The organism is Myroides odoratimimus (genome assembly GCF_030326305.1).
GTDB classification, from domain to species: Bacteria; Bacteroidota; Bacteroidia; order Flavobacteriales; family Flavobacteriaceae; genus Flavobacterium; species Flavobacterium odoratimimum_A.
In genome coordinates this window covers 1-14,814 of sequence record NZ_JACAKB010000035.1, presented here as the reverse complement: position 1 = coordinate 14,814, position 14,814 = coordinate 1, and the positions used below count along the sequence as shown (strand labels likewise).

Sequence of the window (14,814 nt, the reverse complement as noted above, 5' to 3'; positions counted from 1 at the left end):
GTTAGTTAGTTAGTTAGTTAGTTAGTTAGTTAGTTAGTTAGTTAGTTAGTTAGTTAGTTAGTTAGTTAGTTAGTTAGTTAGCTAGTTAGCTGTAATAAAAAAGCCGCTTAAGATGTCTTAAACGGCTTTATACTTATATCAAGTAATCTTATTTTAATTCTCTAATTAGATAGATGTATACAGGGAAGTGGTCACTAAAACCAGGTTCTCCATTTGTATTTCTAAGAGGATAACCTTTGTACTGTCCTGTTGGTTGAACCATAAATGGTTTTTTATAGATTCTTGCTTTCCAGTACGCCCATGATGAATAATCATCTCTAACGTAAGGTTCACTAATTATCATTTGGTCAAAAACGTCCCATGCATCACGGTAAGCCAATGTCCCTAATCCATCTTTTGACATTTTTTCCATGGGATTAAAAAGACCTTGTGGAGTAAGTTCAGATTTTTTACCAGCTGTTTTAAGTACCTTTTTCATACTGTTATTGTATGGACCGTCGTTCATATCTCCCATAGTGATTACTTTCGCATTTGGGTTGATAGTGTATAATGAATCGATGATCTTTTTGTTTAATGCAGCAGCAGCTTCACGTAATGGGCTACTTCTTTTTTCTCCACCTACTCTAGAAGGCCAGTGATTTACGATAAAATGTACTTCTTCTCCATCTAATAACCCTGTTACCAACAGTTGATCACGAGTATAGATACGAGTACCTTTTTCTCCTGTATGTCTGTCTACTTTATTCATATCGTAGATATAAAGAGGATGAGGAGTTGCATTAGTTACAGAAAAGTGTTTTTTCTGATATAGTAATCCTACATCGATACCACGTTTGTCAGGAGAATCAAAATGCGCTATACCATAATCTCCAGCAGCAAGTTGTGGGTCGCGTACTAAGTCTTCTAGAACAGCTCTATTTTCAACTTCGGCTACACCTATTATTGCAGGCATTTTTGGGTTTTCATCAGTACCAATCTGAGACATCACTTTCGCAAGATTGTGGATTTTCTTTTGGTACTTTTTAGATGTCCAAGCTTGTGCTCCAGTAGGAGTCCACTCTTCATCGTAGATCTTTGGATCTCTAATTGTATCAAACAAGTTTTCGCAGTTGTAGAACGCAATTGTTTGAATCTCATACTTTTTCTCTTGTGCTTGAGCTCCCATTGTGATAAGAGCAAACAACAAAAAGATTCTTTGAAGTTTGATGTGCATGACTAGGTTAATTTAAGTAAAGAATTGTCTTATTTCTTTGACAAAAATAGCTAATATTATTATAATAACATACCTTTGTATTAGAAATAACCTTACGGTATTTCTTAACATAGCACTTTAATCATTTTTAATTTATGAAGAAACTTTTATTTAGTTTATTCTTTGTGTTACAGGTAGTTATATCTTATGCACAAGGAGTTCAGGAAATTAAAGGGAAAGTAGTGGATGGTACCACTCAGATGCCAATGAATGCGGTATCTGTAAAAGTACAGGCTACTAATGTTTCCTCTTTAACAGACAATGAAGGGAGATTCACTTTAGAAAATGTTAAAACGGGTAACCATGATGTTGTAATCTCTTATGTGGGATATGTAACAAAGCGTTTACCTGTAGAGGTAGGTGATGGTATCATCGATCTTGGTACAATTTCTTTAGACGAGGATTTCGCTTCTATTGCAAATTTAGGGCTTATTACACTTACGGAGAATGACCTAAGTGATGATGACTCTAGTAATGACACTTCATCGGGTTTGTTACAAGCTACAAAAGATCCTTTCCAACAAGCAGCAGCTTATAATTGGGGATCGGCATTCTATAGATTGCGTGGACTTGATAACGAGTATGGTAAGACAATGATCAATGGGGTGGTAATGAACAAAGTTCATGATGGTCGCCCACAATGGGGGAACTGGGGAGGTCTAAATGACGCTACTCGTAACCAAGTTTTCTCTTCAGGATCTACTCCTTCAGATTTCTCTTTTGGTGGAATCTTAGGAACACAAAACATCACTACAAGAGCATCTCAAATCAGAAAAGGTGCTAAAGCTGGTTTCTCTGGTTCTAATACGAACTATACTTGGAGACCTTACGCTATTTACTCTTCTGGTTTAGATAAGAATGGATGGGCATTTGCTTTATCTGCATCTTATAGAGGAGCTAAAGAAGGTTATTTTGACGGAACGAATTATGATGCATTATCTTTATTCGCTGCTATTGAAAAGAAATTTAATGATAATCACAGTTTAAACTTTACTGCTATTTATGCTCAAAATAAAAGAGGGAAAAACTCTCCTATTACAGATGAGCAAGCTGATTTAAAAGATTTTAAATACAATTCATACTGGGGGTATCAAAATGGAGATAAAAGAAATTCTCGTTACAAAGATGTTTCTGAACCAATCTTCCAGTTGACACACTATTGGAAAATAGATGAGTTAAATAACTTAACGACTACTGCTTCTTATCAATTTGGACATATTAAAAATAGTCGTTTAAGCTATATTGATGGGATTAATCCTGATCCTACATATTATAGAAAGATGCCTAGTTATTATTTGAATAAAATAGATCCACAATATTGGGCTATGAGTCAGGAAGATTATGATGCTTTACCTGCAGATAATAAGTTGAAAATGACTACTGAAGCTTTGAAATTTCAAGCTAATGACGCAAGAGAAGAATTTATAAATAACGGGCAGATCACTTGGGAAGATTACTATTTAATCAATCAAAAAAATGGTGGATTTAGTAAAGTAATTATGTATGAGGATGTACAAAAAGATAAAACTTTTTCTTTTAACTCTAACTTAAAATCTATTTTATCAGATCATGTTACTTTAGATGCTGGTATTAATTATAGAAGAGTTCATTCTTCTTATTATAAAGAAATGACTGACCTACTAGGAGGGCAATTTTATAAAGACATTGATACTTATCAACAAGGAGATAGAGCTCAAAGTGATTTAAGAAATCCAAATAGAAAAGTAAAAGTAGGAGATAGATTTGGTTATAATTATAATATTGATTCAAATGTTATTGACGTGTTTACACAGTTTAATTTTGACTATGATAGATTTGATTTTTACCTAGCTCAAAAAATTGGATATACTTCTTATGAAAGAGATGGTAAATACCAAAATGGAGTTTATGCTAATAATTCTTATGGTAAGAGTGGTCTAGTAGACTTTAATAATTATGGGTTTAAAGGAGGAGTTGTTTTTCATTTGACTGGACGTCATGCATTTAGTATGAATGTAGCTTACTATAACCAAGCACCATCTATTAGAAATACTTTTGCAAATGGTAGAGTAAATAATCTAGTAACTAAAGACTTAACGAATGAAGATTTGTTTAGTATTGATGGTAGTTATATTGTAAGAACACCTAAATTTAAAGGTAGAGTTTCTGGATATTTATCTGAAATTAAAAACAGTACACAAGTCAACTTCTACTATGCTGATGGTATTGGAATTACAGATGCTAATGGAGAGTATTTAAATACAAGTGGAGGGGCTTTTGTTTCCGAAGTTTTAACAGGAGTTAATAAGCGTAATATTGGAGTTGAATTGGGAGCAGAGTATCAATTGACTCAAACTTTAAAAGCTACTGCTGCTGCAACTGTAGGACAATCTATTTATACAAGCAATCCTACATTACGTCTTAACTCAGATAACGTAGCACAGACATTTGACTATGGCACTGCGTATATGAATAATTATAGAGTAGGTAATGGACCTCAGACTGCACTATCTTTAGGATTAGAATATAGAGATCCAGCTTATTGGTGGGTAGGAGCAAATATTAATTATATGGATAATTCATATACTAATATTTCAGCACTTAGAAGAACTGAAAACTTCGTAAAAGATCCAATTACAGGGCAACCATTTAGTAACCTGACAAAGGATAGATTGAGAGATGTATTAAAACAAGAGAAATTAGCAGATTTTACTGTGTTTAATATTACAGGAGGTAAATCATGGAGAATGCCAAATAGAAATATTGTTGGTTTCTTTGCTAGTATTAATAATGTTTTTAATAAAACATACAAGACAGGAGGATTCGAACAAGCAAGAAATGCTAATTACGATCGAGAAATGCTTAATACACAAAGTGGAACAAATACTTTTGGAAACAAGTATTGGTATGCATACGGACGTAATTTCTTTGTAAATGTTTATTACAACTTCTAAAACCTTATTGAAATGAAAACAATTTTTAAATCATTACTATATTTTTCGTTTGCGAGTCTTATCCTTACAGGATGTGCAAAGAACGATGATTTTTCGGTACCTTCAGTAAATTGTGAAGAACCAAACATTAAGACTAATTTTACAATTGATAATTTGTATTCAGTTTTAAAAGAAGACTCTAAAGCAATTATTCCTTATGATAAGGATCATACTATAGCAGGTATTGTTGTCTCTAGTGATCAAGGAGGAAATTTCTACCAACAGTTAGTTATTGTAGATGAAACTACTCAAAAAGCTGTTACTATTAAAGCGGATGTGAAAGGTGCTTTTGCATTGTATCCAGTAGGTTCTCAGGTGTTTATTAAGCTTAAAGGAACCACTATGCAATATGCTAACCGCATGATCACTATTGGGGCAGGAATTTATACTTCAGGTGGAGGAAGTCAATATCCAGATGCTATTACAGGAGCTAAATTAAGATCAAATATATTTAAGTCTTGTAAGATGATTGCAGGAGATAAATTTGATAAAGAGTTTAACCACAGAGTTACCTTAAAAGAAGCTGCTTCTGATGCATATATTGGTAAATTGATTACAATTACTGATGTGCAGTTTAAGAAAGAATTTTGGGGGAAAACATTTTGGGATAAAGAAAATCTTGTAAGTGAGAAAAATAAAGCAACGAACAATTATATTGAGAGTAAACAAAATGATGTAACGTCAAAGGTGTTCTTTAGAGCAGTTGAGCAATCTAATGGATTTAAAGATGAATTAGTACCAGCTAACAGTGGTTCTATGACAGGTATTATGACTGCTTATGTATATTCTGGAGGAGACGTAGATTATCAATTCTACCCTCGTACTATGGAAGATTTAAAAGGATTAGATAAGGATCCTTTTGATGGTGGTTTGACACCTCCAGAAGAGAAGAGAGAAGGTGAAGGTGTGAATGGAGAAAATCAAAAAACTCCAACTTATGTTGCTAATTTTAGCAATTGGCCTTCTTTTATTTTAGCTACTAATAAGTATGGTGTATATGGTTATGCAAAAGAAGCTAAAGGTCAAGGAAAAGATGGTAAAGGAGCAATGTCTATCAAAGGTGTTCCAGGAGGTAATGATTATGTTTATACAATAGAAAATCAAGCTGTTGTTACAGGAGCTAAATCTATTTCATTTTGGATAAAAGGTACTTCGGCTAAATCATTATCATTTAATGTGTTAAAAGCCAATAACACGTATGATGTGTTTAATTTAGCGACAGATGCTCAAATAGAAGGTAAAGAAAAACCTGTTTTTAGTAAAGATATGGTTTTGGTTCCTACTAAGAGAATGCAAGATGGAAACAAAGCTAATGGTCAAAATGATTATGCAACAGGCTCAGTAAATGCGTCTAATTGGATTAAAATTACATTAGACTTATCAGGTGTTGATTATAATACGTCTGGTAAAGGTGGTGTTTTTGCTTTTAAAGTAGGTGGTAAGGTTGCTTATGATTTGTTAGTTTCAGATATCGTTTTTGATGGAGGTAAAGATGAAGGTGAAACAACTGAACCAGAAGTTCCAGATGGTGATTTACCTGAAGCTAAAGTGTTATTGGAAGATTTTGAAACTGAAGAAAATGCTGGTAGTTGGGCTACAAAAGATGTGGTTTTAAAAAGCGGTACTTGGTCATTTTCTGATGGTGGAGTTTTTAGTGATGACAATGATCTAAAAGTTTCAGGTTTAAAAGCCGTTAGATTAAGAGGTAATGATAAGTTAGAAGGTTATTTACAATCTAAATTTGTTGTTACAGGTTTAAAGAAAGTAGAATTGCAATTTGGAGGAACTAAATTTAGTGAGTCTTCAGATTCAGATAAAGAATTTGCTGTCGAAGTATTTTATTCTGTAGATAGTGGAAAAACTTGGACGTTAGCAGGTAAAAAAGTTGGAGTAAAAGAGAAATTAACAAGTGCTTCATTTGATATTAAAGCAAAGGCTAATGATAAAGTGTCTATTAAAATACAAAATGCTTCTTTTACAAGAACCACAAAAAATAGACTTAGAATTAATATTGATGATGTTAAGTTTATCAAGTAATTAGGTCTAAAACAAAAGAACATAAAAAAGCTCGGCTATGCCGAGCTTTTTTATGTTCTTTACTTAGGTGTATTTTTAGAATTATTGTTTTAGAATAGGTCTAAAACATCTTATTGATGATCTCTTGGCCATAGACAAGAGATACTTCTTCAACGAAAGATTGGAAGCTAAAACTTGCCTCTTCGTTTGCGTTATCTGAGATTGTACGTATCACAATAAACGGTACTCCAAACTCAAAACAAACCTGAGCTACTGCAGCTCCTTCCATTTCTACACATAATACTTCTGGCAATTGTGACTGAAGATTGTTTTTTTGTTCAGATGTAGAGAAGAACTGATCCCCACTAGCTATTGTTCCATAATGAATAGTAGGTTTAACAATATTAAATTTGGCTAATTCTGAAGGTGTGATTAATTGGTGTAGATTCTCTAACCCAAACATATTCTCTATATGCTCACAAGTTTCTTTTGACCACTCTGTATCAGTATCAAAATAAGTTTTGCCTAGTAGTGGTATTTCAAATTTTGGACGCAAAGGAGAAGCATCCATATCATATTGTACCAAATTCTTTGCTACGACTACATCACCTACTTTTACATTAGGGTGAATACCTCCAGCAACACCAATAAAAGCAATGCGATCTACTTTAAACTCTAATAAAAGTGTTGCTACAGTAGCAGCTGCAGCTACTTTACCAATTCGAGAGTAGACTACTACTACTTTTTGGTCATGGATATAACCTTCATAATAAGTTCGATTACCTATTTTTCTTTCAGATTTATCTCTTAGTTGAGTGATAATTCCATTTACTTCTTGTGGGATAGCCCCTAATATACCTATTGTATTTGTTGAGTGCATAAGTTTCGTACTATTTTGAGTAACCAAAATTACGAAAATTATATCCAACCTATTTTGATAGTATTTGATGTTGTGTACTTCCTTGCCGTATGTATGAGGAATCTGTGCAAAGTCCTTGTTAGAACTTACACGTACAGTAAGAATATAAGCATAATTGTACTCGGATTGTACATTGAAATAGAAATGCTCTTAAAGTTGGAAAGTAATTAATTGCTTATTTTAATGATAATATAATCATGTTTAGTTGTATTTCTTTTTATATCTTGTCAATTCGCATATGTAAAAATACCTGTTTTTATAACAAAATAGTATCAAAATATAAGATGAAACAAAGGGTTATAGTAGGCTGTAGTCTATTTTAAATAAGATAATTAACGGAATGGGGATGTGAAAAAGTTGTAGAATAAAAAAATATTTAAGAGAGATGTAAAAATAGTATCTTTACAGCGAGTAAATAAATGCAATAATTCCCGTAAGGGATTCAATATATAAAAATTATTAGATGGCTTGTACAAATTGTTCAACAGAAAAAGATAGTAGTGGACTCCCGAAGGGATGCCAGAATAAGGGAACGTGCGGAACAGACGGCTGTAATAAATTAGCAGTTTTTGATTGGTTGTCAAATATGGTTTATCCTAATGGCACCGAGATATATGATATAGTAGAGGTTCGTTTTAAGAATGGTAGAAAAGATTTTTATCGTTACCCAAAAGAGATTGCAATTTCTATGGGAGATATTGTAGCTACAGAATCTTCACCAGGGCATGATATTGGTATTGTGTCATTGGTAGGGGAGTTAGTAAAGGTACAGATGAAAAAGAAAAAAGCTGATCCAAATGGAGAGGTTTTAAAAATCTATCGCAAGGCAACTCAAAAAGATATTGATATATGGCAAGAGGCACGTAATAGAGAAGAAACTGTAAAAGTTAGAGCTCGTGAGATAGCTATAGCTTTAAAGTTAGAGATGAAAATCTCTGATGTAGAGTTTCAAGGTGATGCTTCTAAGGCGACTTTTTATTACACAGCTAGTGAGCGTGTGGATTTCCGACAATTAATTAAGGATTTTGCACGAGAGTTTAGTATCCGTATTGAAATGAAGCAGGTAGGATTTAGACAAGAGGCTGCTCGATTAGGTGGAGTTGGTTCTTGTGGACGTGAATTATGTTGCTCTACTTGGCTAACAGACTTTAGAAGTGTAAATACATCTGCAGCACGTTATCAACAGTTATCACTTAATCCGCAGAAGTTAGCAGGGCAGTGTGGTAAGCTAAAGTGTTGTTTGAACTTTGAATTAGATACTTATTTAGAAGCATTGAAAGATATGCCTGATTCTGATACAAAACTAATGACGGTAAAAGGATTAGCAATATGTCAGAAGATAGATATATTTAAAGGGCAAATGTGGTTTGCTTATATTAATAATTCTGCGAACTGGTATGTATTATCTACCGTGATGGTGAAAGAGATTCTTGCTTTGAATAGAAAAGATCAAAAAGGACAAGAACTAGAGAGCTATATGCTAGAAGTAGAATGTGAGGAGATAGACTTTAACAATGCGTCTGAACAAGATAGTGTTACTCGTTTTGACCAGCCAAAACGTAAGAAAAAACCTTCTAGAAATAACAAGAAGAAGGATGGACAGGCTAGAGAGGGACAAGAAGCACAGGCTCCGAATACATCTCGTGAGAAAACACCTAGTGGGGAAGCTCGTAATAATAAGCAACCTAAACAAGGTGAAAGAGAGCCTAGAGATAAGCAACAACCTCGTAATAGAAACAAGAATAGAGCAGAGGGGAATAAGGAGAGAGAAGGTGCAAATCTAGAGAAACAGAATACAGGAGAGCAAAAAAATATTCGTAAAGAGGCAAAAGGAGGAACTAGAGAGCAGAAAAGTCCTAGAGAACCTAGAAATGAAAATAAGGGACCACGAGAAGGTAAACCTCATTTTAAGGAAAAGAAGAGACCTGTAGAAGGAACTATTGAAGGAGGTACTGATGGTGAAGGTACTGCTAAGGCAAAACAACATCATAAAGGAAACCGCCCGAATAGAAATAAACGATTTAAAAAAGATAATAATAGTGACAATTCTAATGAAGAGAATTAGTAGTTATTTATTGGTATTGAGCACTGTGTTGTTTTCAGTTTTGTCTTGTCAAAGAGATACGAATATGGTTTTTGACCAATATCAGAAGACTTCAGGTGTCTGGGATAGAACAGATGTAAAAACATTTGTGTATGACGTATATGATACTGTACAGCGTCATAATCTTTATTTGAATATAAGAGTAAATAAAAGTTATCCTTACAGTAATTTATTTGTAATCTTTAAAATGCATCAACCTAATTTAGATGTAGTAATTGACACTTTACAGTTTCAAATGGCCAATCCTGATGGGACATTATTAGGGAATGGTTTTTCTGATGTAAAAGAGAGTAAATTAGAATTGAAGGAAGGGTTTGCTTTTCCTGCTAAGGGAAGCTATAAGTTTACCATAGAGCAGGTTGTTCGCGAATTAGGAGAGGTAGAAGGGGTTAATTCTTTAGAAGGGGTATCAGAGGTAGGCTTTCGTATAGAAAAACAATAATAGAGTATTAGATTTATAAGTATTATAGACTTTATGAGTTCAAGTAAAAACAAAAAAGGAGATAAGAAACAACCAAAGAGTTTGGGTGGATATTTAAAAATGTTTTGGATTCTGTTCTTAGGAATGGTTGCTGCGGTTATTTTCTTTTTCTTATGTGCATCTTGGGGAGTTTTTGGACAGATGCCAACCTTCGATGAATTAGAGAACCCAGCTAGTAATGTAGCGACAGAGATTATCTCATCAGATGGTAAAACGATAGGTAAGTTTTATTTAGAAAACCGTGTACCTGTTAAGTATGAAGATTTACCAGAGTATTTAGTTAATGCTCTAATAGCGACAGAAGATGAACGTTTTAAGGATCATTCTGGTATAGATGCCCGTGGGACACTTAGAGCTATTACTTCTGTAGGAAGTAGTGGTGGGGCTAGTACTATTACACAGCAGTTAGCTAAATTATTGTTTCATGGAGAGGGCTCTAGAAGTTTACCTAAGCGTATTACTCAGAAGGCAAAAGAATGGGTTATCGCTGTAAAACTAGAGAGACAGTATACAAAAGAAGAGATTCTTACGATGTATCTAAATAAAGCTGATTTTGTAAATAATGCTGTAGGTATCCGCTCTGCTACTCGTATTTATATGGGCAAAGAGCCTAAAGATCTTACTATAGATGAGGCAGCTATGTTTGTGGGGATGTTACAGAATCCTGCTTATTTTAACCCTGTTCGTAGACCAGAGTTAGTACATAAGAGACGTAATGTAGTACTGCATCAAATGGCTCGTAATGGCTTTATTTCTAAAGAAGAAAGTATAAGATTACAAGAGTTGCCATTGGCATTAAACTTCACTCCCGAAAGTCATAGAGAAGGTATCGCTACTTATTTCCGTGAGTATTTACGTGATTATATGCGTCGTTGGGTAAAAGAGAATCCTAAAAAAGATGGTACTACCTATGATATATATCGAGATGGATTAAAGATATATGTATCTATAGACTCTCGTATGCAGAAGTATGGTGAAGAAGCTGTGGAAGCACATATTGCTAACTTACAAGAAGAGTTCTTTATAGATCAGAAGAATAATAAAATGGCTCCATTTTATAAAATTAATCAACAAGAGGTTGATAATATTATGATGAGAGCAATGAAGACTTCAGAGCGTTGGAGACAGATGAAGGAACAAGGGAAATCTGAAAGTGATATCATCAAATCGTTTGATGTGAAAACAGAGATGAGAATCTTCTCTTGGAAAGGAGAGAGGGATACTGTGATGACTCCTAAGGATTCTATCCGTTATTATAAGCATTTCTTACAAGCGGGTATGATGGCAATGGAGCCTCAGACAGGACATATTAAAGCATGGGTAGGTGGTATAAATTATAAACACTTCCAGTATGACCACGTAGGGCAAGGAGCGAGACAAGTAGGTTCTACATTTAAACCATTTGTATATGCTACTGCTATAGAGCAATTGCATTATTCTCCATGTGACTCTATAATAGATTCACCATTTACTATGCCTAAAGGTAGATATGGCATCTCTAGAGACTGGAGTCCTCAGAACTCGAATCGTTCTTATAGAGGTATTATGACATTAAAACAAGCTTTAGCAGGATCTGTAAATACTATAACTGCTAAGCTAATGGATAAAGTAGGGCCTAAGGCTGTTGTGAATATGTGTAGAGATTTAGGTATCTCAGGAGATATTCCACAAAGTCCTGCGATTGCATTAGGGGCTGTTGATATTACTGTTAGTGATATGGTTGCTGCTTATAGTACATTTGCGAATCAAGGTATTTATGTGAAGCCTATCTTTATTACACGCATAGCTGATAAGAATGGAGTTATTTTATTCAATGCTATACCTGAGACGAAGGATGTAGTGAGTAAGGATGTAGCTTATGCTATTATTAAGTTGTTAGAAGGAGTTACTGAGTCAGGATCAGGGGTAAGATTACGTACTACTTGGCAAGGTGCAGGTTATAAACGAGTAACAGGTCACCCTTATAAGTTTACTAATCCTATTGCAGGTAAAACAGGAACGAGTCAGAACAATAGTGATGGTTGGTTTATCGGTATGGTACCGAATTTAGCAACGGGAGTATGGGTTGGTAATGATGATAGAGCAGCTCACTTTAGAACGATGACTTATGGACAAGGAGCAACATTAGCATTGCCTATTTGGGGTATATTCATGAATAAGTGTTATGCTGATAAGAATTTAGAGGTAGCTAAGTCAGGCTTCCCTGTACCAGAACACCTTTCTATACGAGTAGATTGTACGAAAATTGTTCAACCAGAAACAGATGATGTTTCTGAAGGGGCTTTAGACACAGAAGAATTTGATTTTTAATAATAGAAACGCCTTTTTTTAAAGGCGTTTTTTTTTGTATTTTAGGAACATATTACTAAACCAAATATTATGATCAATAAAAAGGTAGCTAATGTTCAAGAAGCTTTAGCAGATATACAGAATGACATGACTATCATGTTAGGAGGATTTGGCCTTTGTGGTATTCCAGAGAATAGCATAGCCGAATTGGTAAAGAAGAACGTAAGTGGTCTAACGTGTATTTCTAATAATGCAGGTGTAGATAATTTCGGCTTAGGATTGTTATTGCAGAAGCGTCAGATAAAAAAGATGATCTCTTCTTATGTAGGAGAGAATGCAGAGTTTGAGCGTCAGATGCTATCTGGAGAGTTAGAAGTAGAGCTTACTCCACAAGGTACCTTAGCAGAGAAGTGTAGAGCTGCTCAGATGGGTATTCCTGGTTTTTATACTCCAGCAGGTTATGGCACTGAGGTAGCAGAGGGTAAAGAGGTAAGAGAGTTTAAAGGTAAGCCACATATATTAGAATTAGCTTTCGACGCTGATTTTGCCATTGTAAAAGCATGGAAAGGTGATGAAGCAGGTAATCTAGTTTTTAAAGGAACAGCACGTAATTTTAATGCTTGTATGGCAGGAGCAGCTAAGATAACTGTAGCAGAAGTGGAAGAATTAGTTCCAGCAGGACAATTGGATCCGAATGAAATACATGTACCTGGAATATTCGTTAAGCGTATTTTCCAAGGAGAACAGTATGAGAAGAGAATTGAGCAACGCACAGTTCGTTCAAAGAATTAATCACCTTTTAAACTTAAGTTATGTTAGATAAAGTAGGAATTGCAAAACGTATAGCAAAAGAAGTTAAGGATGGCTTCTATGTAAATTTAGGAATAGGTATACCGACATTAGTAGCAAACTATGTACCTGAAGGTATGAATGTTGAGTTTCAGAGTGAGAACGGTATATTAGGTATGGGGCCTTTTCCGTATGAAGGAGAAGAGGATCCAGATTTAATCAATGCGGGTAAGCAAACAATTACAAGTTTGCCAGGGGCATCTTTTTTTGATTCAGCTACTAGCTTTGGGATGATACGTGGACAACATGTAGACTTGACTATTCTAGGTGCTATGGAAGTATCAGAGCAAGGAGATATTGCGAACTGGAAGATTCCTGGTAAGATGGTAAAAGGTATGGGTGGAGCTATGGATCTAGTAGCTTCTGCCGAGAATATAATTGTGGCAATGATGCACGTGAATAAGGCTGGAGAGTCTAAGATATTAAAAGAATGTACATTACCCTTAACAGGAGTGAAGTGTGTGAAAAAGATAGTAACAGAATTAGCTGTTATGGAAGTAACAGATCAAGGTATTAAACTGTTAGAGAGAGCACCAGGAGTGTCTGTAGAAGACATTATAAAGGCTACTGAGGTTACTTTAATCATTGAGGGAGATATTCCTGAAATGACATTATAAAAATTCAATAGAAGAGCTCTAAGAGCTCTTTTTTTATTTTAGCTTCTTTATTTCTGAATGTGTATATGCTGATTAAGTCTGTAATTGTTTATTTTTATATAAAAAATGCACATGAATAAGTTTGTCCAATTCCCTTTGTATCTAAAGATAACCTGTGTTTTACTTAGCTTGGTTGTATTTAGTTATATCGCTATTTTGCTTGAGAACATATTTGTACCAATGTTTTTAGGTGTATTGGTAGCTTCTTTATTAGTTCCTTTTAGTGAGTTTTTAGAGAGGAAATTTAGGTTCTCTCGTGCTATTGCATCTATAGTAGTTGTAGTCTTAGCTTTGCTTGTTTTGAGTGGTGTTCTATTGTTGATAGGAATGCAATTAACACATTTACAAGATGATTGGCCAGCATTCCAACAGCAGTTGCTAGCTGGAGTCTCTAGTATTCAAGAATGGATATATACTAAATTTGGTATCGCTAAGGAGAATCAAATGAATTACTTAGAATCAGCTGCATCTAATTCACTAAAGACAGGTACAGATATATTAGGAGCTGCTATGAGTTCTTTGTCTACTTTATTGATGTTTCTTGTATTTACGTTCTTATATTCTGTGTTCCTATTGATCTATAGGGGGCATTTGGTACGCTTTGTATTAATGTTATTTCACAGTGGCTATAAGGATAAAGTGTTAGATACGATACATGCTATTCAGAATATGGTGAAGAAGTATTTAGTAGGGCTGATGTTACAGATGATGATTGTTACCACATTAGCATTTATCGCGTTTTTAGTACTAGATATTAAGTATTCTTTTATGCTAGCATTGATTACGGGGGTACTGAATGTATTACCTTATATCGGTATTCTAATAGCTTTAATTATTACTATTCTAGTCACATTTGCATCTGCTTCTGGAGCCAAGGTATTATTTGTATTAATTGCCTTTGTAGTTATCCATGCTATTGATGGTAATATTGTGATGCCGAGAATAGTTGGATCTAAAGTTAAAGTCAATTCCTTAGCCGTGATAGTAGGGCTTATTTTAGGAGAGATGGCATGGGGTATATCTGGGATGTTATTAGCTATACCTACTTTAGCAATTATCAAGATTATATGTGATCGTGTAGATAGTTTAAGACCTTGGGGTTATTTACTGGGAGAAGAAACTTATCCTGAGAAGATTAGTATAGAAGAAGAAAATAAAGAATAAGTATAAAAGTAAAGAGGTTAGCCATTGGCTAACCTCTTTTATATGTGTGCCCAGCATGGGTGATAACTCTAGGGTGTAAGTCCCGAACACGCCATTACAGCAGGAAGTGTTA

At 34.5% G+C, this 14,814-nt stretch carries 10 protein-coding genes; 8 read left to right on the top strand and 2 right to left on the bottom strand.

What is annotated here, in order from left to right:
- Positions 1-148 precede the first annotated feature (148 nt).
- Positions 149-1,213, bottom strand: a complete 1,065-nt coding sequence (locus HX049_RS16355; protein WP_131540422.1) for an endonuclease/exonuclease/phosphatase family protein — start codon at positions 1,211-1,213, stop codon at positions 149-151.
- Positions 1,214-1,347: 134 nt separating this feature from the next.
- Between HX049_RS16355 and HX049_RS16350 the strand changes: the two genes are divergently transcribed.
- Both HX049_RS16350 and HX049_RS16345 read left to right on the top strand, forming a co-directional pair.
- Positions 1,348-4,185 carry a TonB-dependent receptor gene (locus HX049_RS16350; RefSeq protein ID WP_286417221.1) on the top strand — a complete coding sequence of 946 codons (2,838 nt, stop codon included), beginning with the start codon at positions 1,348-1,350 and terminating at the stop codon, positions 4,183-4,185.
- A gap of 12 nt (positions 4,186-4,197) precedes the next feature.
- Complete coding sequence (locus HX049_RS16345) at positions 4,198-6,261, top strand: DUF5689 domain-containing protein (RefSeq protein WP_286417219.1); 2,064 nt, start codon at positions 4,198-4,200, stop codon at positions 6,259-6,261.
- A 100-nt stretch (positions 6,262-6,361) separates the two neighbouring features.
- Here HX049_RS16345 and HX049_RS16340 read toward each other — a convergent pair whose 3' ends face one another.
- Positions 6,362-7,120 carry a 5'-methylthioadenosine/adenosylhomocysteine nucleosidase gene (locus tag HX049_RS16340; protein WP_286417217.1) on the bottom strand — a complete coding sequence of 253 codons (759 nt, stop codon included), beginning with the start codon at positions 7,118-7,120 and terminating at the stop codon, positions 6,362-6,364.
- Between the two features lie 502 nt (positions 7,121-7,622).
- On the opposite strand from HX049_RS16340, the gene ricT reads away from it, so the two are divergent.
- The 6 genes from ricT to HX049_RS16310 all read left to right on the top strand — a co-directional run bounded on the left by ricT (position 7,623) and on the right by HX049_RS16310 (position 14,702).
- The gene (ricT, locus tag HX049_RS16335; RefSeq protein WP_286417215.1) at positions 7,623-9,224 is read left to right on the top strand and encodes a PSP1 domain-containing protein; all 1,602 of its coding nucleotides are present in this window, start codon (positions 7,623-7,625) and stop codon (positions 9,222-9,224) included.
- Positions 9,211-9,705, top strand: a complete 495-nt coding sequence (locus tag HX049_RS16330) for a gliding motility lipoprotein GldH (protein ID WP_286417213.1) — start codon at positions 9,211-9,213, stop codon at positions 9,703-9,705. The genes ricT and HX049_RS16330 overlap by 14 nt, the downstream gene beginning before the upstream one ends.
- Positions 9,706-9,738: 33 nt before the next feature.
- Positions 9,739-12,054, top strand: coding sequence for a transglycosylase domain-containing protein (locus tag HX049_RS16325; protein WP_131540428.1), 2,316 nt, complete (start codon positions 9,739-9,741; stop codon positions 12,052-12,054).
- A 69-nt stretch (positions 12,055-12,123) separates the two neighbouring features.
- Positions 12,124-12,825 carry a CoA transferase subunit A gene (locus HX049_RS16320; RefSeq protein ID WP_006257824.1) on the top strand — a complete coding sequence of 234 codons (702 nt, stop codon included), beginning with the start codon at positions 12,124-12,126 and terminating at the stop codon, positions 12,823-12,825.
- Between the two features lie 20 nt (positions 12,826-12,845).
- A complete protein-coding gene (locus HX049_RS16315; protein WP_131540429.1) occupies positions 12,846-13,499 on the top strand; it encodes a CoA transferase subunit B in 654 nt (217 codons plus the stop codon).
- Between the two features lie 111 nt (positions 13,500-13,610).
- Positions 13,611-14,702 carry an AI-2E family transporter gene (locus HX049_RS16310; protein WP_286417208.1) on the top strand — a complete coding sequence of 364 codons (1,092 nt, stop codon included), beginning with the start codon at positions 13,611-13,613 and terminating at the stop codon, positions 14,700-14,702.
- Positions 14,703-14,814 lie beyond the last annotated feature (112 nt).